20 protein-coding genes and 5 tRNA genes are annotated in these 18,886 nt (G+C 38.1%); 17 read left to right on the top strand and 8 right to left on the bottom strand.

The features are described from left to right. The first annotated feature begins 39 nt into the window (after positions 1-39). From lysS to E2R67_RS11230, 3 genes are all read left to right on the top strand, one after another. Positions 40-1,557, top strand: coding sequence for a lysine--tRNA ligase (gene lysS / locus E2R67_RS11240; RefSeq protein ID WP_134291052.1), 1,518 nt, complete (start codon positions 40-42; stop codon positions 1,555-1,557). 279 nt (positions 1,558-1,836) lie between these two features. Further along, entirely contained in the window at positions 1,837-2,133 is a 297-nt protein-coding gene (locus E2R67_RS16770; protein ID WP_208379514.1) for a hypothetical protein, read from the top strand. 97 nt (positions 2,134-2,230) lie between these two features. Further along, the gene (locus E2R67_RS11230; protein ID WP_134291051.1) at positions 2,231-3,010 is read left to right on the top strand and encodes a DUF6969 family protein; all 780 of its coding nucleotides are present in this window, start codon (positions 2,231-2,233) and stop codon (positions 3,008-3,010) included. A 71-nt stretch (positions 3,011-3,081) separates the two neighbouring features. On the opposite strand, the gene E2R67_RS11225 is transcribed toward E2R67_RS11230, so the two are convergent. Continuing rightward, a complete protein-coding gene (locus tag E2R67_RS11225; RefSeq protein ID WP_134291050.1) occupies positions 3,082-3,393 on the bottom strand; it encodes a zinc ribbon domain-containing protein in 312 nt (103 codons plus the stop codon). Between the two features lie 107 nt (positions 3,394-3,500). After that, complete coding sequence (gene msrC, locus E2R67_RS11220) at positions 3,501-3,962, bottom strand: free L-methionine (R)-S-oxide reductase MsrC (RefSeq protein ID WP_134291049.1); 462 nt, start codon at positions 3,960-3,962, stop codon at positions 3,501-3,503. Positions 3,963-4,265: 303 nt separating this feature from the next. Between msrC and E2R67_RS11215 the strand changes: the two genes are divergently transcribed. From E2R67_RS11215 to E2R67_RS11205, 3 genes are all read left to right on the top strand, one after another. After that, entirely contained in the window at positions 4,266-4,550 is a 285-nt protein-coding gene (locus E2R67_RS11215) for an EF-hand domain-containing protein (RefSeq protein ID WP_134291048.1), read from the top strand. 144 nt (positions 4,551-4,694) lie between these two features. After that, positions 4,695-6,179, top strand: a complete 1,485-nt coding sequence (locus E2R67_RS11210; protein WP_134291047.1) for an ATP-binding protein — start codon at positions 4,695-4,697, stop codon at positions 6,177-6,179. Between the two features lie 36 nt (positions 6,180-6,215). Beyond that, positions 6,216-6,893, top strand: coding sequence for a response regulator (locus E2R67_RS11205; protein ID WP_134291046.1), 678 nt, complete (start codon positions 6,216-6,218; stop codon positions 6,891-6,893). Positions 6,894-6,984: 91 nt separating this feature from the next. On the opposite strand, the gene rplI is transcribed toward E2R67_RS11205, so the two are convergent. The 6 genes from rplI to rnr form a co-directional block, all read right to left on the bottom strand. Continuing rightward, positions 6,985-7,437: a 50S ribosomal protein L9 gene (rplI, locus tag E2R67_RS11200; protein WP_134291045.1), complete on the bottom strand. Its 453-nt coding sequence runs from the start codon at positions 7,435-7,437 to the stop codon at positions 6,985-6,987. A gap of 16 nt (positions 7,438-7,453) precedes the next feature. Continuing rightward, a complete protein-coding gene (gene rpsR / locus E2R67_RS11195; protein WP_019613652.1) occupies positions 7,454-7,681 on the bottom strand; it encodes a 30S ribosomal protein S18 in 228 nt (75 codons plus the stop codon). A gap of 9 nt (positions 7,682-7,690) precedes the next feature. Beyond that, a complete protein-coding gene (gene priB, locus E2R67_RS11190; RefSeq protein WP_134291044.1) occupies positions 7,691-7,996 on the bottom strand; it encodes a primosomal replication protein N in 306 nt (101 codons plus the stop codon). A 14-nt stretch (positions 7,997-8,010) separates the two neighbouring features. After that, complete coding sequence (gene rpsF / locus E2R67_RS11185; RefSeq protein WP_134291043.1) at positions 8,011-8,409, bottom strand: 30S ribosomal protein S6; 399 nt, start codon at positions 8,407-8,409, stop codon at positions 8,011-8,013. A gap of 885 nt (positions 8,410-9,294) precedes the next feature. Then, positions 9,295-10,035: a 23S rRNA (guanosine(2251)-2'-O)-methyltransferase RlmB gene (rlmB, locus tag E2R67_RS11180; protein ID WP_134291042.1), complete on the bottom strand. Its 741-nt coding sequence runs from the start codon at positions 10,033-10,035 to the stop codon at positions 9,295-9,297. Between the two features lie 91 nt (positions 10,036-10,126). Beyond that, a complete protein-coding gene (rnr, locus tag E2R67_RS11175; RefSeq protein ID WP_134291041.1) occupies positions 10,127-12,643 on the bottom strand; it encodes a ribonuclease R in 2,517 nt (838 codons plus the stop codon). Positions 12,644-12,850: 207 nt separating this feature from the next. Between rnr and E2R67_RS11170 the strand changes: the two genes are divergently transcribed. The 11 genes from E2R67_RS11170 (at position 12,851) to E2R67_RS11125 (ending at position 18,775) form a co-directional block, all read left to right on the top strand. Beyond that, positions 12,851-12,927: transfer RNA gene (locus tag E2R67_RS11170), tRNA-Arg, on the top strand. 76 nt (positions 12,928-13,003) lie between these two features. Then, a tRNA-His gene (locus E2R67_RS11165) sits at positions 13,004-13,079 on the top strand. Between the two features lie 27 nt (positions 13,080-13,106). Next, positions 13,107-13,183 (top strand) — tRNA-Pro (locus E2R67_RS11160). 417 nt (positions 13,184-13,600) lie between these two features. Beyond that, a tRNA-Met gene (locus E2R67_RS16650) sits at positions 13,601-13,696 on the top strand. A 71-nt stretch (positions 13,697-13,767) separates the two neighbouring features. Beyond that, positions 13,768-13,863: transfer RNA gene (locus E2R67_RS16645), tRNA-OTHER, on the top strand. A 537-nt stretch (positions 13,864-14,400) separates the two neighbouring features. Further along, the gene (locus tag E2R67_RS11150) at positions 14,401-14,949 is read left to right on the top strand and encodes a hypothetical protein (protein ID WP_134291039.1); all 549 of its coding nucleotides are present in this window, start codon (positions 14,401-14,403) and stop codon (positions 14,947-14,949) included. An 85-nt stretch (positions 14,950-15,034) separates the two neighbouring features. Further along, positions 15,035-15,673 carry a hypothetical protein gene (locus E2R67_RS11145; RefSeq protein ID WP_134291038.1) on the top strand — a complete coding sequence of 213 codons (639 nt, stop codon included), beginning with the start codon at positions 15,035-15,037 and terminating at the stop codon, positions 15,671-15,673. Continuing rightward, positions 15,663-16,370 (top strand): class I SAM-dependent methyltransferase, encoded by a 708-nt coding sequence (locus tag E2R67_RS11140; protein WP_134291037.1) that lies wholly within the window; start codon positions 15,663-15,665, stop codon positions 16,368-16,370. The genes E2R67_RS11145 and E2R67_RS11140 overlap by 11 nt, the downstream gene beginning before the upstream one ends. A 330-nt stretch (positions 16,371-16,700) precedes the next feature. Then, a complete protein-coding gene (locus E2R67_RS11135; RefSeq protein ID WP_243837003.1) occupies positions 16,701-16,991 on the top strand; it encodes a type II toxin-antitoxin system ParD family antitoxin in 291 nt (96 codons plus the stop codon). Continuing rightward, positions 16,978-17,268, top strand: coding sequence for a type II toxin-antitoxin system RelE/ParE family toxin (locus tag E2R67_RS11130; protein ID WP_166739374.1), 291 nt, complete (start codon positions 16,978-16,980; stop codon positions 17,266-17,268). The genes E2R67_RS11135 and E2R67_RS11130 overlap by 14 nt, the downstream gene beginning before the upstream one ends. A 451-nt stretch (positions 17,269-17,719) precedes the next feature. Continuing rightward, positions 17,720-18,775 carry a hypothetical protein gene (locus E2R67_RS11125; RefSeq protein ID WP_134291035.1) on the top strand — a complete coding sequence of 352 codons (1,056 nt, stop codon included), beginning with the start codon at positions 17,720-17,722 and terminating at the stop codon, positions 18,773-18,775. Positions 18,776-18,886: the final 111 nt, after the last annotated feature.

Here is an 18,886-nt window from a genome sequence, read left to right as displayed (position 1 = left end):
AAAGTTATAGTTACAGAAATTAAACCGATAGGAACTATCATGTCAGAGCAAAACCAAGCAGAAGCACCGCAAGAAGAGTTGAACGATATTTTAGCTGCGCGCCTAGAAAAACTAGATGCAATGCGTGAAAAGGGACAAGCATTCCCAAATGACTTCCGTCGTAAGAATATCTCAGATGAACTGCATAAGCTTTATGGTGAAAAGAGCAAAGAAGAGCTAGATGAATTAGCTGTTGAAGTAAGCGTTGCTGGCCGCATGATGACTCGTCGTATTATGGGTAAAGCAAGTTTTGCGACTATCCAAGATATGGGCGGTCAAGTTCAGGTTTACGTAGCACGTGATAACCTAGCCGAAGGCTTTTACAATACTGAATTCAAAAAATGGGATTTAGGCGATATCGTTGGTGCAACGGGTGTTTTATTTAAAACTAAAACCGATGAACTAAGTATCAAAGTGTCTGAGATTCGTATTCTAACCAAAGCATTACGTCCTTTACCTGATAAATTCCACGGTTTATCTGATACTGAAGCATGTTACCGTCAACGTTACCTTGATTTAATTGCTAATGAATCTTCTCGTAAAACATTTATTTTACGTAACAAAATCGTGAATGCGATCCGTACTTACTTAAATGATCGTAACTTTATGGAAGTTGAAACGCCAATGTTACAGGCGATCCCAGGTGGGGCGACAGCTAAGCCATTTGAAACATTCCATAACGCTTTAGATTTACCTATGTTTTTACGTATTGCGCCAGAATTAAACCTTAAACGTTTAGTGGTAGGTGGTTTTGAACGTGTATTCGAAATTAACCGCAGCTTTCGTAACGAAGGTGTTTCAACGCGTCATAACCCAGAATTTACTATGATTGAATTCTACCAAGCGTACGCTGATTACATCGATCTAATGAACTTAACAGAAGATATGTTACGTACCATTACAGAAAACGTATTAGGCTCAAGCATTGTTAAATACGGCGAAGAAGAGTTTGATTTTGGTAAACCTTTTGTACGTCTTACAATGAAAGAATCAATCCTTGAATACAATGAAGGGATTGAAGCGTCTGAATTAGAAAGCATGGAAGGATTAAAAGCCTTAGCGAAACGTTTAGATATTCATTTAAAAGATAGCTGGGGCGAAGGTAAAGTGTTAACTGAAATCTTTGAAGAAACGGCTGAGCATAAACTAATGCAACCAACATTCATTACTGCTTACCCTGCAGAAGTTTCACCATTAGCACGTCGTAATGATGAAAATCCAGAAGTAACGGACCGTTTTGAATTCTTCGTGGGTGGACGTGAATTAGCAAACGGTTTCTCAGAGCTAAATGACTCACAAGATCAAGCGCAACGTTTCATGGATCAAGTTGCACAAAAAGAATCGGGTGATGATGAAGCAATGTTCTACGATGCCGATTACATTACGGCACTTGAGCACGGTTTACCACCCACTGCCGGTGAAGGTATTGGTATCGATCGTCTAGTCATGTTATTTACTGACAGCCACACTATCCGTGACGTTTTGTTATTCCCACACATGCGTCCACAAGCTAAATAATTGTTAGTTTAACTACTAACTATTAGTCAATTTGAAGCCTCGTTTTTAACGGGGCTTTTTTATAAGCAAAAAAGACATTTTTTAAACCTAAAAGTACTAATTAACGCTGATATGTTTTTGTAAACAATATAAAAAACACATGGCAAATTTATCTTTATTCATGTTTTTTCTGAAATTTTACATTAATGCTATGGGTCTGTTGGAAGGACAATAACTTGAATTAACGCTGAGATTATTGTTCGAACTTACTTTTAATCCATTACATTGAGGTCAATCATAATGAAAAAGATATTAAAGAATAAACCTGCAGTTATTGCAGCTAGCGTCGTTACTGCCATGTTAGCAATCACTCCTGCGCACGCTTCTTGTGATGCTTCTTGCAGTGCTTCTTGTGATGCCCATAAGACTAAAGCTTACCAATTTGTAGCGAATCCATGTGCCGCTAAAAATCCATGTGCCGCTAAAAATCCATGCGCAGCAAGTAATCCATGTGCAGCAAGTAATCCGTGCGCTGCGAAGAATCCTTGTGCAGCAAGTAACCCTTGCGCAGCAAAGAACCCATGTGCTGCTAACTAAAGTATTTTAAACCGTATTGATAAATGGCGTATTCTAATAAGAATTTACCAGAATACGTTTTTTTATTTATTTCATCTCTAATATTAAGCTTTATATTATGAATAAAATTTCTTGGTCTGCTTGTGAAACTGATGTTCCCCTTGAAGCCCCATCAATTGATTCGATTGATAATATTGATGAGCTACTAACCGCCGCCAAAAAAGTGCAAGAGTGTCATCGATTGCTAACCAAAGCGGGTATAAACGTGGTGAGTGAATTATTAAAAGGGCAGGGGACATTTTATCAACTAAATCATTATCCAGAAGATGATGTTTATGATGATGAAACTCATAGCCAATATTATTATCATAATCACCGTGGTGTCGATTTTGAGCATGGGCATTTCCATACTTTTTTACGCTCTCCAGCTATACCTGAATCAATCCAACCTATGGATGGGTTTATGCAAACAGAGGCATGGCCGTCAGGTGATAAAGCTTTAGCGCATTTTGTGTGTATTTCAATGAATGATGAAGGTTTTCCGATCGGCTTATTTGCTATTAACCGATGGGTTTGTGCGCAAACTTGGTATTCAGCAGAGGATACCATTGCATTATTAGACCATTTCTATATCGATCATGCTTATCCTAATTTAGTGGTAAATCAATGGTTATCGGCAATGTTTGTTTTATTTCGACCGCATATTGTTGCGTTACTAAAGCATAGAGATAAAGTCATTGAGTTTATGCAGCAAAAAAATCCACAACTTGATGTATTAGAAGATCGTTCGTTAGATATGACGGGCTCATTCTCTATTACTGCAGATGAGTGGATAGAGCAAATAATTGAAAAGGCAGGGATCACAGATAAAAGCACAAAACTTAGATCAGCTATTTAATACAATTGCTATAACCTGATAAGTCCCGTTATATAACGAGGCATCGAGTTAATAACCACTAAGACTTGAGTCTATGACTTTGGTGGCGCTGGGATTTTTTCTTGTTGGCCATAAAAAGTGATGATCAATGCCATTAAAATGCCTACAAAACCAGTCGCCGATAATAAAAGATAAGTATTACTATCAGTGACCATAAAGTTGCATAAGCTTGTCATTAATAGCAACACTATGCCTACTATTTTCAATTTATTTTGTAATGGTTTTAAACGAAACCATGCTTGGCAAGATGTGCATTGCCTTTGAATATGTATGCCTTGAGGTATGGTCACCGGAATTTTTTTAACGTCAAGATTCACTTGGCAGTGCGGGCATGTGACTTTCATATTATCCTTGCAGAGCTTTGCTCTATTATGCGCTTTCAGCTTGTTTATTGAGAATAGTGTTAGTTACATAACTAACACTATCCATCATGATCAAAGAGGGATAATAACTAGAAGTTAAGTTTCTCTTCTATTTGCTTAACGAACTCATTTAAACCTGCTTCATCAATTTCATTAAAGCGATTTGTTATTGGACTATCAATGTCTAATACGGCAACCGTTTTGCCTTTATTGTTCATTGGCACCACTATTTCTGATTGGCTGGCTGCATCGCAGGCAATATACCCTGGGAAGTCGTGTACATCGGCAATACGTTGAGTGCTATTGGTACTAAAAGCTTTACCACATACGCCTTTATCCAAGTCGATACGTACACAGGCAACATTACCTTGAAAGGGACCCAATACAAGTTGCTCATCTTTTAGTAAATAAAAACCGACCCAATTGATATTATCTAAGTTCATATTCAGTAATGCACTAATATTAGAAAGGTTAGCAATCAAATCTTTTTCATCTTCAATTAATGCTAATGCTTGCGCTGTCAGTAATTGGTAATCTTTTAATGTTTTCACTGTTATCTACCGTTTTAAGTTTTCTTGTTTGTTGGAAGCTATAAATCATACCGCGATTTAAAAAAGATTAAATCATTAAATAAAGGCAGCGTAAGAAAGAACTGCCATAAAGATTGAATTCGCTTTTACTTCTCTCACTTAAGCATAAATAATCGCCATCTTTTTCGTGGAAATTAATCTTTTAATCAATACGTTAGTGAGTAGTAAAACTAATTGTTTATCTTCCCTTTTTCTTACACATTCGCTGCACATTCAATTGCTATCTTGCTGCTACTAATATTAATTAACTAGGAGCATTACTTCATGAAAAATAATTTTAAAATCGCTTTAATCAGTACATTATTTGTAGGACTCGTTGGTTGTTCTCATGCGGATGATAGACAAGGCCCACCTCGAGGTGAACGTCCTGATTTTGCATCGGTTGATACCGATGGAAATGGATATATTGATCTTGAAGAGTTTTCGGTACAGAAATTACCAGGTGGCGATCACCAAACTGTATTTGATAGTATTGATACAGATAGCGATGGGCAAATTACAGAACAAGAGTTTAATGATCATAAGCCACCGCGTCCTCCTCGCGACTAATGTTTTTTGAAGACAGGCGTTATTTAACGAATGTCTAAAGAAATGATTTGATTAGCCTGCTATTCTCTTTACTAAGAGGTAGCGGGCTATTTTGCTTTTTATCAAACTGTTTATTTAATATAAGTATATTGCGAGATTCAATTCATGAAGATTCATAACAAACTTTTTCTCATACTATTCAGCTTCAGCCTCGTATTGGTGACCGCGCTTGTGTTATTGATCCAGTGGAGTATCGGTAAAGGCATGATTGAGTATGTGAATAGCAAGGAATCTGAAGCTTTAAAACCCGTGATAGTACAACTTAAAACTGAATATAAAAAAAATAACAACTGGTCGACAATGCAAGATAGGTCTAAGAAATTTGCTGACTTATTATTTTCTAAATTAAAAGACAGTGAATTTATAATGACACCGCCTTTACCTCCACAATTTGACGATTCTAAGCCACCGCGTAGAGATCCTCCCGCTGATTTTTTTAATGATGCTAAACAGCCTGAAGGTGATCTTGCTAATCGTAGACCAATACGTCCGCGCTTTAGAGAGCAAATAAACTATGTGCTGTTTGATGCGACGGATAATATTGTTGTTGGCGGGCAAATTCGAGAGCCGGATTATAACAAAGCTGAGATCATTATTGATCACGTTAAAGTCGGGTGGTTGGCTGTCCCTAAACATAAAAAAATAATAGATGGTTATGAGTTAGAGTTTATTCAACAGCAGCAAAGTTACTTATGGATCATTGCGTTAGTCACCATGTTTTTGGTTGCATTAATCACCTTATTTCTCGCTCGCCACTTAGCAGAGCCGATTAAATTAGTCATGTCGGGAATGCACAAACTAACGCAAGGCGACTATAACCAAAAAATTGATATTCAAAGAAAAGACGAATTAGGAGAGCTAAGTCGAGATTTTAATGAGCTTGCCGTGACCTTAGGAGAGAATGACAGCGCTAGGAAGCGTTGGCTAGCTAATATCTCACATGAATTAAGAACGCCGATAGCCATTCTACGTGGAGAGCTTGAGGCAATGTTAGATGAGGTAAGGCCGCTTAATAAAGAGAACATAGGATCTGCAAATGACGAAGTGAAACACCTGCAACACTTAGTAAATGATTTACAGCAATTAACCAGTGCAGATGTAGGCGGAATGCATTACCGCAAAAAAGTGAACGATCTAACAAAATGGCTATCCAAAGAAGTGGATAAATATAGAAGCTACTTAGCCGCGGCAGATGTCTCCTTGATTGTTGAAATTGAAGCAAACCAAGCGAATATCTTTTCCGATAGCACGCGTTTATGCCAGCTATTTGAAAACTTAATTAATAATTGCATTAAATATGCAGAAGCTAGCGTTGTTAAGATTTCATTGGTATTAGATAAGGATGAAACAGGCAAGCTAGTTAGAGTCGTTGTAGAAGATAATGGTGTTGGTGTTTCTGACATGCATTTACCGCATTTATTTGAGCACTTATACCGCGTTGATAATTCAAGAAATCGTAAAACAGGTGGATCTGGATTAGGTTTGTCTATTTGTGCACATATTGTCGCTGCGCATCAAGGCAGCATCTCTGCAGAGCATTCTGATTTGGGTGGGTTAGCGATTACTATTGAGTTCCCTCTAAGTAAATAAAGTGATCGGAAAATATAACAAAAAGGATCGTGATTAATGTCAAAACTAATATTGATCGTAGAAGATGAAATAAAATTGGCTAACCTATTAGCTGATTATTTTAAAATGGCAGACTATAACCCTCATTTAATTCATGATGGAGAGCAAGTTATTTCATGGGTTAAAGATCATGATCCTTGTGCAATTTTATTGGATATTATGTTGCCCGGTAAAGATGGAATAGAACTTTGTAAAGAGATCCGAAAATTTTCTGATGTACCTATATTAATGGTAACAGCTAAAGTTGAAGAGATAGACAGATTATTAGGGTTAGAGCTAGGCGCGGATGATTATATCTGTAAACCTTTCAGCCCAAGAGAAGTGGTTGCTCGTGTTAAAACCGTACTCAGAAGAACTCATGCTAAAGGTCTAATAAGTTCAGATTTGCAGCTCGATGAAGACCGCCTATTAGTGACTTTCAATAATACCGAAGTGGCATTAACCTCTGTGGAGTTTCAACTCTTAAAGCCTTTGTTTGCCAAACCTAGCTGCATTTTTACCCGAGAACAATTAATGCAGAATATGTATTCAGATCATCGAATCGTCAATCATCGCACTATTGATAGTCATATTAAAAAATTAAGAAAAAAATTAGCTGATATAAGCCAAGGAGAAGAATTGATTCAATCTGTGTATGGGGCAGGTTATAGACTCGTTATGCCGGAAGCGAAATAATACCTTTTACATTAACTACCGTTATAAATCTTAGATAAAAAAATACCCGCTCGAAAGCAGGTATTTTTTAACATCAAGTTATTGTTACTGATTACTCAGCTTCAACAATCTCAAGGTTTACAACTGAAGTTACTTCAGAGTGTACTGTAACAGTAATCTCGTAAGAACCAGTTGTACGTAAAGCGCCTTCAGGAAGACGAACTTCACTTTTAGCTACAGCTACACCAGCAGCAGTGATTGCATCAGCAATATCACGCGTACCGATTGAACCGAATAGTTTACCAGCATCACCAGCTTTAGAAGTGATAGTCACCGCTTCTAATGCAGAGATAGCAGCACCACGTGCTTCAGCAGCAGCTAGGTTAGCAGCTTGCTTAGCTTCTAATTCAGCACGACGTGCTTCGAAAGCTTCTAAGTTTGCTTTGTTTGCTGGTACAGCTTTTTGCTGTGGGAAAAGGAAGTTACGTGCGTAACCTGCTTTAACATTAACTTTATCGCCAAGTTTACCAAGGTTAGCAACTGTATCTTGTAGAATAATTTCCATAATATATAGCTCCTATTTACTTGTGTAAATCTGTGTATGGTAAAAGTGACAAGTAACGTGCACGTTTGATTGCGCGCGCTAGTTGGCGTTGGTATTTTGCACTTGTGCCAGTAATACGGCTAGGTACGATTTTACCACTTTCAGTGATGTAGTTTTTTAATGTAACAACGTCTTTGTAATCAATTTCGCTAACACCTTCAGCAGTGAAGCGACAGAATTTACGACGGCGGAAGTAACGAGCCATGGTAGTTCCTTAAATTTGTTCTATGTACTGAGCATGCAGCACCAATTTACCAAGATTACTCTTGCTTTGGTGATAAGTGATAAAACCACTTACTTTAATTTGCATACCTTTCGATAATTTATTTTTCAACTGACTTGCTAATGGTCCACTTGTTGCGATTGGCATATAACAATATGCTTCACGTGGTAATCCAGCTTCTTCTTGCACTGAACGATGTTCTATCGTCAGGTTACAGTGTTCAATACCACTAGGGCTTGTTTTGTGTATCGGCTTTTCAGTTACGATACCTGTAAGTTGCAAAAAGTTATCAGTCACTAAGTTTCTTATGCTTATGCTTCAGCTTCTGCTTCAACAGGTGCAGCTTCTGCTTCTGGGCGCGGAGCACGAGGAGCACGTTCAACACGTTCTTCTTTTGCTTTTGCTACTACAGATGCTTCAGTTACAGCAGTTTTAGTACGCATGATCATGTTGCGGATCACAGCATCGTTGAAACGGAAAGCAGTTTCCAAATCATCGATTACTTTTTGCTCAGCTTCAATGTTCATAAGAACATAGTGTGCTTTGTGTAGTTTGTTAATTGGGTAAGCCAGTTGACGACGGCCCCAATCTTCTAGACGATGAACTGTACCGCCAGCTTCTGTGATAGAAGTAGTGTAACGTTCGATCATACCATTAACTTGTTCACTCTGATCTGGGTGAACCATAAATACGATTTCATAATGACGCATATAAAAATCGCTCCTTACGGGTTAGTAGCTTCTTAATTTGGCTCAGCCGTACCAATAGAAGCAAGGAACAAAAAGGGTGGCTGATTTAAGGCGGCAAATTGTACAGTTTACAACCGGGATAAGCAAGCAACAAAAAGAGGAATCAACAATGTATTTAAATAGGCTAATTAATCAATGAGTTAGCTTAATATATTCGTGTCTTAAATAATGCTTTTAAGTATGTAAGATCGTTCTTATCTTGATTGCTGTCGAGCAAGTGTTTTTGGAACATCATATTTATCGCAGTTTGATTAGTTTTCGGGACGTCGGATTTATCCGACCTTGTTTTAGGTTGTTAACCGAAGGTAGCTTAAAAGCTACATCCCAGAAAGATTAACTTAAGACTTAGAATGGTTCCTGGCATTGTATTTATTGTGGTTTGATTAGTTTTCGGGACGTCGGATTTATCCGACCTTGATGTAGGTTGTTAACCGCAGGTAGCTTAAAAACTACATCCCAAAGTATTAGCTTCAGGACGCGGTATTCACACTAGCTTGCTTGGTTTCGGGACGTCGGATTTATCCGACCTTGATGTAGGTTGTTAACCGAAGGTAGCTTAAAAGCTACATCCCAAAGCATTATTCTCAGGATGCGATACTCACACTGACTTGTTTGGTTTCGGGACGTCGGATTTATCCGACCTTGTTTTAGGTTGTTAACCATAGATAGTTTAAAAGCCACGTCGCAGAGATATTAATTTTGTGGTTTAAATGGTTTCGGTGAGTTGGACTCACACTGACTTGCTTGGTTTCGGGACGTCGGATTTATCCGACCTTGTTTTAGATTGCTAACCGCAGGTAGCTTAAAAGCTACATCCCAAATAAGACTTAATAGTAAACTTGTTACTTATCGACGTTGACGAACCACTTCAAATAAACAAATCCCTGTTGCAACAGAAACGTTCAAACTTGAAACCGCACCGGCCATTGGTAGTTTAATTAACTCATCACAATGTTCACGTGTCAAACGACGTAAGCCTTTACCTTCTGCACCCATTGCTAATGCCATGCCGCCAGCTAGTTTACAATCGTAAATACTTTGTTCCGCTTCACCAGCAGTACCGTAAATCCAAATCCCTTTTTCTTGTAAGCTGCGCATCGCACGTGCCAAGTTTGTTACATGAATCAATGGAATCGATTCTGCCGCGCCACAAGCCACTTTACGTACAACAGGCGTTAAACTTGCTGAATTATCTTTAGGAATGATCACCGCGTGCACACCAGCGGCTTCTGCGCTTCGTAAACATGCACCTAAGTTATGTGGATCAGTTACACCATCTAAAATCAATAGAAACGGCGGAACGTCTAATGCGGCTAAAATTGGCTCTAGATCGTTATCAGTTAACGTTTTTGTCGCTTTAACACGCGCAATAATACCTTGATGTTGTTCGCCATCGGATTTTTCATCTAATGATTTACGTAACATTAACTGTACTGAAACACCCCATTCTTTGGCTTTGTTCAATACATCATTCAAACGTTCATCATCACGGCCTTTTAATGCGTAGATTTCAATAACACGTTCAGGTTGTTTTTCTAATAAAGCATCTACAGCGTGTATGCCGTAAATAATTTCACTTTTACTCATTTTGATTCTCTAATTATCGATATTAAGGGCAGGGGATGGTTTACTGCATTAGCCAACCATTCACTCCCTTTTTTAAGTTTAAACGCTAAAATTAATCTGCTTTTTTAGCTTTGTTACGAGTGCGCTCAGCGCGTCCCGGACGGCTTTTTTTGGTTGCCGTTGTTTTTTTCTTTTTAGACGAAAGCGTATTTTTCACCCCTTGCTTAATAGGGCGTTTCTTTTTCCCAGCCGTTGCAGGTTTCTTTTTCTCATCAGTTTTCTTTTCTGCTGCATCAGACCCTTTAGCTGGCGCTTTCTTCTTTGCTTTAGGTGATTTTTTATCATCTGAGCGAGCTGACTTATTGCGTGAACGTTTGTCGATAGGGCGATCTGAACCCTTACCTTCGGGTTTACGACCACGCTTACGTTGGCCTGCAACCGCTTCGTCAGCTAGTTCAAAGTCAATTTTCTTATCGTCTAAATTAACAGACAACACTTTAACTTCTAACACATCACCAATACGGTAAACACGACCTGTACGCTCACCCGTTAAAGTTTGCTTACCTGCATCAAAGATATAGTAATCAGAGATCAAGCCAGTGACATGTACTAATCCATCAATATGGATATCATTCAAACGTACAAAGAAACCAAAGTTAGTCACCGCGGCGATTGTACCCACCATGGTATCGCCGATATGATCTTGCATATATTCACATTTAAGTGCATCAGCAACATCACGCGTTGCATCATCAGCACGACGCTCAGTCATTGAACAATGTTCACCTAATTGGCTAACTTCTTCACTTTGGTAGTTATAACCGCCAGTTTCAGTCCATTTCGCTTTTAATTGATTATTCGCTTGGTGCGCGACTAAATACTTAATCGCACGATGTAAAATCAAATCAGGATAACGACGAATTGGTGAAGTAAAGTGAGCATATTCTTCTAAGGCTAAACCAAAGTGACCTAAGTTCTCATCTTGGTAAACCGCTTGCTTCATAGAGCGAAGTAACATGGTTTGCAATAATTCTTTATCATCACGTTCAGCAAATGATTCTGCTAAATCAGCGTAATCACGCGGCGCTGGTTTTTCGCCACCATTAAGACTTAAACCTAACTCACCTAAGAAAGAACGGAAGTTAGCGAGTTTTTCTTCACTTGGTGTTTCATGAACACGGAATAACGCAGAAGCGCCCGCAGATTCGATGAAACGTGCTGAAGCAACATTCGCTTGGATCATACATTCTTCAATGATCTTATGCGCATCGTTACGAACCAATGGCACAATCGCATCGATCTTACGGGCTTCATTAAATAAGAAACGCACTTCTAATGTTTCAAATTCCATTCCGCCACGAATTTTACGTGCTTTCTTGAATGCTTTATAAAGATTTTCTAACTCTTCTAAATGCGGCACTAATGGCTTGTATTGCTCACGTAGCTCTTGATCGCCTGCTAGAATTGACGCCACTTTTGTATAAGTAAAACGCGCGTGCGAATTCATTACCGCTTCGTAGAATTTATAATCTTTTAAGTGACCATCTTTACCAATCACCATTTCGCTCACCATACATAAACGGTCAACTTGTGGGTTTAGCGAACATAAGCCATTTGATAGCACTTCAGGCAACATTGGGATAACTTGATCAGGGAAATAAACAGAGTTACCGCGATTAACCGCTTCTTTGTCTAAAATAGTGCCTTTACGAACATAAGCACTTACATCCGCAATCGCTACCCATAAACGCCATCCGCCACCTGGTTCTTTTTGACAGAATACAGCATCATCAAAGTCACGCGCATCTTCACCATCAATGGTAACTAATGGTAAATCACGTAAATCAACACGACCTTTTTTAGCTTCTTCTGGAACAGATTCGCCATAATGTTCGATTTCTTTATCTAACCCTTCAGGCCATTCATGTGGAATATCATGCGTACGTAACGCAATTTCAACTTCCATACCTGGTTCCATGTCTTGACCAAGTACTTCAGTGATTTTACCGGTTGCAGTAAAACGAGCTTTAGGACGTTGTAGAATTTCAACAACGACAATTTGTCCGTGGCGAGCGCCACCATTGTTTTCTTTGCTAATAGTAATTTCTTGATTGATGCGAGAATCATCAGGCACCACCATTGAAACACCGTCTTCTACAAAGTAACGGCCAACAATGGTTTCTTTGCGTGCTTCAACTAAACGCACAAAACGAGCTTCAGTACGGCCACGCGAATCAACCTTAACAGGTTGCGCTAATATTGTGTCTCCGTGAAATAGGAAACGCATTTGGTGATTAGGTAAGAAAAGATCTTTACTATCATCTTCTGTTTTCAAGAAACCAAAGCCATCTTTATGGCCGATCACTTTACCCGTAGCAAGGTCAAGCTTGTCAGGTATTTGATAGGTGGCATTACGACACCAAATTAATTGGCCATCACGTTCCATCGCTTTTAAGCGGCGACGTAGACCTTCAGCTTCTTCTTCGCTGCTCAATGAGAATGCTTTAAACATTGCATCACGCGTGATTGGTTTACCGTGTTTTTCAATGAAAGCTAAAATAAACTCGCGGTCAGGTACGGGGTGTTCATAAACTGTGGGTTCTTGATCTACAGTAGGATCTTGGGTCATATTTGGAACTCTTTTTAAGGCAATTAGTTAAAGTATATCTGAAAATTGGACAAAGCTTTGGATTAATCTGGAAAAGGTCGTTTTTTTATTTTTTAGACGAATTGGTTATGGATTAAGCAAGCAAACCTATTTTAGCAAAAAAAACACAAAAAAGACTAGACAGATTTTGCTGTGTTCAGTATTATCCGCGCCACGCTAAAGACGTGAGCACCCGTAGCTCAGCTGGATAGAGCGTTGCCCTCCGGAGGCAAAGGCCACAGGTTCGACTCCTGTCGGGTGCGCCATAGTTTCGGATTGCAATTGTTTTAGTCTTATTTTAAAAGTTAGTTTTAAAATGAAACCAGTTCTTTAGTCATAGTGGCGGATGTAGCTCAGTTGGTAGAGCCCCGGATTGTGATTCCGGTTGTCGCGGGTTCAAACCCCGTCATTCGCCCCATCTTTTCTTGATGTAAAACTAGATTCTCGGTGATTAGCGCAGCTTGGTAGCGCATCTGGTTTGGGACCAGAGGGTCAGAGGTTCGAATCCTCTATCACCGACCACATTTGAATAATCCGCTTAGCTCTTAGAGTTAAGCGGATTTTTTCGTTTCTGAACCTCTGATTTTTAATACTCGGTGATTAGCGCAGCTTGGTAGGGCATCGTCGCGAAGCGGGTAGGGAGTTGGACCAGAGGGGCAGAGGTTCGCGGAAAAGACTGCTCAGACATCAAGCTGTCGCTTGTTCGCTCCGTCTATCACCGACCACATTAGAATAATCCGCTTAGCTCTTAGAGTTAAGCGGATTTTTTCGTTTTAGAGAACCTCTGAGCGAGGTTCGAGGAAAAGACCGTTCAGACACCAAGCTGTCGCTTGTTCACTCCATCTATCACCGACCACATTTAAGAAGCCCGTAGCATTTATGATGTTACGGGCTTTTTGCATTTCTGACCCTTGATTCTAAAATACGAATAACAATACTCGGTGATTAGCGCAGTTTGATAGCGCATCTCCATGGTTTCATAAAAAGTTGGACCAGAGGGTGGGTTTTTAGGTTCGGATCTTCTATCACCGACCACATTTAAGAAGCCCGTAGCATTTATGATGTTACGGGCTTTTTGCATTCTAGAACCTCTGACCGTTAATACTCGGTGATTAGCGCAGTTTGGTAGCGCATCTCCATGGTTTTCATAGAGAGTTGGACCAGAGGGGGGTTTTTGGGTTCGTATTTTCTATCACCGACCACGTATTTGCCATTTTTAGTTACGGCTCGTCTGCGCTCGTCCAGCCAGTTTGATATTTCATTACTTGGTGTTTCGCCCTTGCGGCGACCAAACTTTCTCTGAACAGCAGAGAAAGTTGGCAAAGAGACTGTCACCGAATCACTTTCTAATCCAAACCATGTAGAACTTTCTCAACGCACCAGTTCATACTGCACATCCATGTGCAGGATGAACTTACAGCAAACGTCCTGTTTGCTGTTGCTGAAAGTTATTCATAGTTTGGGAAAGTTCAACGGTGGCGTTGTCGTAGCCATGTTGGTTAATGTTTTGTCATAACTATTTGATATTGTTTACTTCAAGGAATAATCAATACTTTATTATATTAGAAATAGCGTCACAGTGATTGTTTTTTCATAAAATTTATAAAGCACAATGGAACTATAAGTAATTCGATTAATTTAATTTTTAAGGTTATATTGATATTATTTTTATTGAGTATATACACTGTTTTTTAGTTCACTGTGATATGTATAAAGCTGTTATGTTTCAAAGAGGTATTATGCTAGATAGTATTCAATTTACCGCTCCATTGCCTATAGCTGCAGTATTAACAGCAATAGGTGGTGCAATTTACACCGTTTGGAAGTTTAGAAATGTCGTAAAGCAAATAAATGAAGTCAAAGGTAAGGCAATCCATCAAGCCTACAATAATTACTTTCGTGCTGATTCTGAGTCATATCAACCTTCCTATTTTCCGATCGATCCCGATAAAGAAATGGAAAGGCTTAGTAATAGTCTCATTGTAAAATTATACTCTAGAAAAAATGCTAATTTAATATACGCGAGAATTACTGAATGTATTGAGAAGCATAGGTTTTTATTAAATAGCTCATTAATTGATGAATCGTTAACGAGCAACAAGCATTTTAATGTTAATTTTTTAAATAATTCTATTTTGTATTTTTTTCTCGTAGATATTCTTCAAAAAAGTAACTCTGAGCGAATTAAAGAGTTCAAAAAATTTGATGAAGATAATAGTTATATTTATTGTCGCTATGACGGCTACTTTAAGAAATTTACAACTATAAGCTATCAACCAGAAACATAACAAAGCATCAAATCGGTGAAGGGATCACGCATTACGGCTTTAAAGCTTTAGTTATTTCAATTTTTATTATCATTAAAGGGTACGAATGCAAAACTTAGTAAAACATACTTTATATCTTTTTTTATGGATTACAGGTTTAACAGCTGCTTTGACTTTAGTCGGCATTGGTTATGCTTGGTTTTTCACGGAAGCAAAGGAACTAGCACATTTAGAATGGCTAATAGGATCCGTAATTATTGAAGTAGTTGCGGTTATCTTAATGCTTGCAAAAAAAGGGATGAAATACCTCCCTGACTCACAAACAGATAAAGAACCGAAAGATACCCTGAAATTTATGGAAAAATTTATTACTACTGGCACAAGTGCAACTGTTGTAAGTAGCAGGGTTTCTTGGCTTGCTGGTGATAATAATCTGATTTCAATACTTCAATCTAAAATTGAAAAAGGAAGTCGCATTGAAATTATTACGCCTAATGAGGTTTCAAAAGCTCTTAGAGAAAATTTGAAAGGCGCATCTTTTATTGTCACAAAGGAAAATACACCGCCAGAGGCAAGATTTACCTTAGTTAATAGTGACCGGAGTGGAGCTGAAAAACTTGCGATTGCTAGAGGTGTCCATCCTGAGCATGAAATAACAATCTTTGATAATAATTCTGGTCCACAAATCATTGCGATGGCTAAAGATATAATTAGAAAATCGAAGGAATTATCTAATGCCGAATAGGTGGTGCAGTTCAGCACAATTACGTCGAGAGCAAATAGAGTCTGGTGCAGACCTTACATTTAATGAAGTATTTAAACCTCTGATGATAAAAAATATTTACAATTTCTCACCAAGTAGGATTTTAGAAGTTGGTGCAGGTACTGGGCATATTTCTAGAGAATTGTTCAATTTAGGCTTATCTGTTACTGCAATCGAACCTTCAATCGGCATGTACGAAGTGGCTAAAGATGTATTGGCATTGACTGACGTTAGACTAATTAATCATACTTCATTTGAGTTAGAGCATGATACAACTTACGACGTTGCGTTTTCTCATCTTGTGGCTCATACCGTTGAGGATCTATTATGTTTCTTTAATTCGATTGCTCTGCACATTGAAAAGAATGGTCATTTCATATTCTCTATACCACATCCTTGTTTTTATAATGAATATAAAAAATTCTTCGGTGACGAATATAATTATATGGTACCAATGAAAAAGGATGTGTCATTTACTATTACCAACGATCCAAAGAATATAATAAGTGGTGTCCCATACTATCATCGACCATTAACTGAGTACTTTAACACATTGTTGCAATCTGGCTTTGCAATTGATGGATTTGATGAAATATTTCCAGATGAAAATATACAAGAGAAATACGGTTCTAAATGGGAATCACCTAGATACTGCTTATTCATCTGTAAAAAAATCTAAAAATCTAAAAATCTAAAAATCTAAAGAGCTACTGTGTAGCTTACCTTTTACTTTTCCAATATCAAAACCTATTTTGAATCGTTTTATTTAATGCGTAAATGAGCGTTCATCGTATTATTCAACGCATTTATCACATAATGGCTGCAATTCGAAAAACTATCAGACAGCGACTTGTGAATTCAACAATATCAAGTAGTTAACATAAAACTTTACCCAACATAGATCTCGAGCTCAGAGCTTACCTTTACTCTTATTTGTTAGATTACCAATAAATTTGAATTATGCGCATATCGTGCGCATAATATGATCGTTGTATTAATTGGAGTGTTGATGATGAATGTTACTTTAGGTAAAGAATTTGAGCGAAGAATTACTGAAAAGGTGTCTGATGGCTTATATACGTCGGCAAGTGAAGTTATCCGCGATGCATTAAGACTGTTATTTGAAAAAGACGCTGCAAGAAACGAGCAACTTGAAATATTACGAGAAGAAGTTGCGAAAGGTTTTGCACAGCTAGATGCTGGCGAAGTATCAAATCATAGTGTGATGGATATATTTGAACAAGCTTCCCTCTCAGTAGAGAGCAAGCTTACAAGCAAGTCTGCTGATGCCGATTTATAGATTATCTCCTTTAGCAGAAAAGGATTTATTCAACATCATTTCAACGACTATTGAATCTTGGGGAAATGCTCAAGCAAAAGAATATGCTCAAACCATGGATGCAGCGTTAATTAAATTAGCTCAATATCCTGAGTTCGGTAGGGAAAGAAATGATGTTTATAATGGTGCTAGAAGCTTTCCTGTCGCAAAACATATCGTATTTTATCAGGTAACTGAAACTGGCATTGATGTTGCCCGTATTCTTCATCAACGCATGGATCTATCAAAACACTTCTAATAATAGAAAGTAAAGTCGTCAACAAGCTGAAAACGCTGTTAGTAAATATCAATCTGATGAGATAAGCGGAGGCGAATTAAGTTCACACTCCTAAAATATTGAACAGTCACTTGTTGCACTCAGCCATATAGAGCTCTCGGGCTCAGATCTTGCCTTTTTCCTTTCCAATACCAAACCCAATTCTGGTTCATTTTATCTAACTCGTAAATGAGTGCTCGTCGTATTATTCAACGCATTTATCACATAATGCCTGCAATTAGCTACACTCTTAATCACATAAGGTTTATGTTGTTAGTGCATGCCTTTTTTTTGTTGTGAAATAAGGGTAAAGTTATAAGCATTTTTTCATCATTAAGTTTTGATGTGTTTGCAATTGACTGATGGTGGATCAAGCTAGGTTATCGATTTTAGTGTCATTCTATATTTTAAAATTTAAATTAGGAAAAAGTAAATGAGACGAGATGTCATGTACTCAGCATCAAAAAATATAATGAATGCGCTAAGTGCATCAAATATTTACAAAGTTATTTTTAATCATCGACTAGCAAATAAAGACGGGCGAGGCAGCTATTCTGAGACGCTTAAGTCGCTTAACAGTTATTCCTTATTGGCTGCAAAATACGGTGATGCAGAAAAAGAAGTCTGCAAGTTCATGAATATTGGCGAATTGAATAACCCTGCTATGTGGCATCAATTAATTGAAATAAAATCCCCTGAGGATGAAAGTTTTGTGGTTAAAACATTACAAAACATCCGTTTCGCGCAAATTCATCTTCCTAAATTATTAAAACTGATACAGCAGGGGCTCGTTGAGGACATTAAACAAGGGAGCGCTGATCTACCCAGCCATTTTAAAGAGAAAGCCTTGCTGAGTATTATTCTTATTGAAGAAGAGGGGCATTTTTCAAGCCCTAAAAGATTAAGTAAAGTGCTTGACTGTATTGATGTTTTTTATGAGGTGATCGCATCAATTAATAAACAACCAAGTAATGATTTAATGGTGTTAGCGATTGATTCTGGGAATGATAAATTTATTGATTTTCTTGGTATGGAAAAAACAATTAATGGCATAAAGGATCTTATTATATCAATCTGGGATAGGAAAGTTTTTCATCGAAACGATCAAGCTGGCGCCGATATCAATTTAATTGCGCAGTCACTGCCTGTCATAGAAGACATCAAAAGGTTGAAAAATGAAGGCGAACTTGAATCTGATATTGCTGAGAATTTAATAGAGAATATTGTCAAAGCGGCTACCCAGTTTATTGAATCAGGTGTGATCATTCCTGAAATAAATGCGCAAGCAAGCCATGATCCTAGAGAATTAATGAAGCCAGAGCCGGGTTTGTTGATTTCTCAAGACCAAAATGAAGATGCAACCACCAATCTCGAGGAAGCTGAATTAAGTGAAAAGGATGAAGTAAGCGAACAGTTAGGTGAAGATGAATTAGAAAAAAGATCTCAGTTATTAGGCTTTGATAGTGCGAGTGACTTAGTCCGAAACTGATCAATATGCGCGAGTAATTCCTGTGGTATTAAAAGGAATTACTTTGTGTAGGTTTTACTTTTTTTGCTTTTAATCTAACCAATAACCCAAACTCAACACGACTTCAGCTTC

The sequence above is a fragment of the Psychromonas algicola genome, from assembly GCF_004378355.1.
In the GTDB taxonomy this organism is placed as follows: Bacteria; Pseudomonadota; Gammaproteobacteria; order Enterobacterales; family Psychromonadaceae; genus Psychromonas.
The sequence above is the reverse complement of the archived record's forward strand: the minus strand, read 5'-3'. Positions and strand labels throughout refer to the sequence as shown.

Excerpts from the sequence above, each read along its gene's own strand:
- lysS (WP_134291052.1), top strand. The coding sequence starts at position 40 with ATGTCAGAGCAAAACCAAGCAGAAGCACCGCAAGAAGAGTTGAACGAT.
- E2R67_RS16770 (WP_208379514.1), top strand. The coding sequence starts at position 1,837 with ATGAAAAAGATATTAAAGAATAAACCTGCAGTTATTGCAGCTAGCGTC.
- E2R67_RS11230 (WP_134291051.1), top strand. The coding sequence starts at position 2,231 with ATGAATAAAATTTCTTGGTCTGCTTGTGAAACTGATGTTCCCCTTGAA.
- E2R67_RS11225 (WP_134291050.1), bottom strand. The coding sequence starts at position 3,393 with ATGAAAGTCACATGCCCGCACTGCCAAGTGAATCTTGACGTTAAAAAA.
- E2R67_RS11215 (WP_134291048.1), top strand. The coding sequence starts at position 4,266 with ATGAAAAATAATTTTAAAATCGCTTTAATCAGTACATTATTTGTAGGA.
- E2R67_RS11210 (WP_134291047.1), top strand. The coding sequence starts at position 4,695 with ATGAAGATTCATAACAAACTTTTTCTCATACTATTCAGCTTCAGCCTC.
- E2R67_RS11205 (WP_134291046.1), top strand. The coding sequence starts at position 6,216 with ATGTCAAAACTAATATTGATCGTAGAAGATGAAATAAAATTGGCTAAC.
- rplI (WP_134291045.1), bottom strand. The coding sequence starts at position 7,437 with ATGGAAATTATTCTACAAGATACAGTTGCTAACCTTGGTAAACTTGGC.
- rpsR (WP_019613652.1), bottom strand. The coding sequence starts at position 7,681 with ATGGCTCGTTACTTCCGCCGTCGTAAATTCTGTCGCTTCACTGCTGAA.
- rpsF (WP_134291043.1), bottom strand. The coding sequence starts at position 8,409 with ATGCGTCATTATGAAATCGTATTTATGGTTCACCCAGATCAGAGTGAA.
- rlmB (WP_134291042.1), bottom strand. The coding sequence starts at position 10,035 with ATGAGTAAAAGTGAAATTATTTACGGCATACACGCTGTAGATGCTTTA.
- rnr (WP_134291041.1), bottom strand. The coding sequence starts at position 12,643 with ATGACCCAAGATCCTACTGTAGATCAAGAACCCACAGTTTATGAACAC.
- E2R67_RS11150 (WP_134291039.1), top strand. The coding sequence starts at position 14,401 with ATGCTAGATAGTATTCAATTTACCGCTCCATTGCCTATAGCTGCAGTA.
- E2R67_RS11145 (WP_134291038.1), top strand. The coding sequence starts at position 15,035 with ATGCAAAACTTAGTAAAACATACTTTATATCTTTTTTTATGGATTACA.
- E2R67_RS11140 (WP_134291037.1), top strand. The coding sequence starts at position 15,663 with ATGCCGAATAGGTGGTGCAGTTCAGCACAATTACGTCGAGAGCAAATA.
- E2R67_RS11135 (WP_243837003.1), top strand. The coding sequence starts at position 16,701 with ATGATGAATGTTACTTTAGGTAAAGAATTTGAGCGAAGAATTACTGAA.
- E2R67_RS11130 (WP_166739374.1), top strand. The coding sequence starts at position 16,978 with ATGCCGATTTATAGATTATCTCCTTTAGCAGAAAAGGATTTATTCAAC.
- E2R67_RS11125 (WP_134291035.1), top strand. The coding sequence starts at position 17,720 with ATGAGACGAGATGTCATGTACTCAGCATCAAAAAATATAATGAATGCG.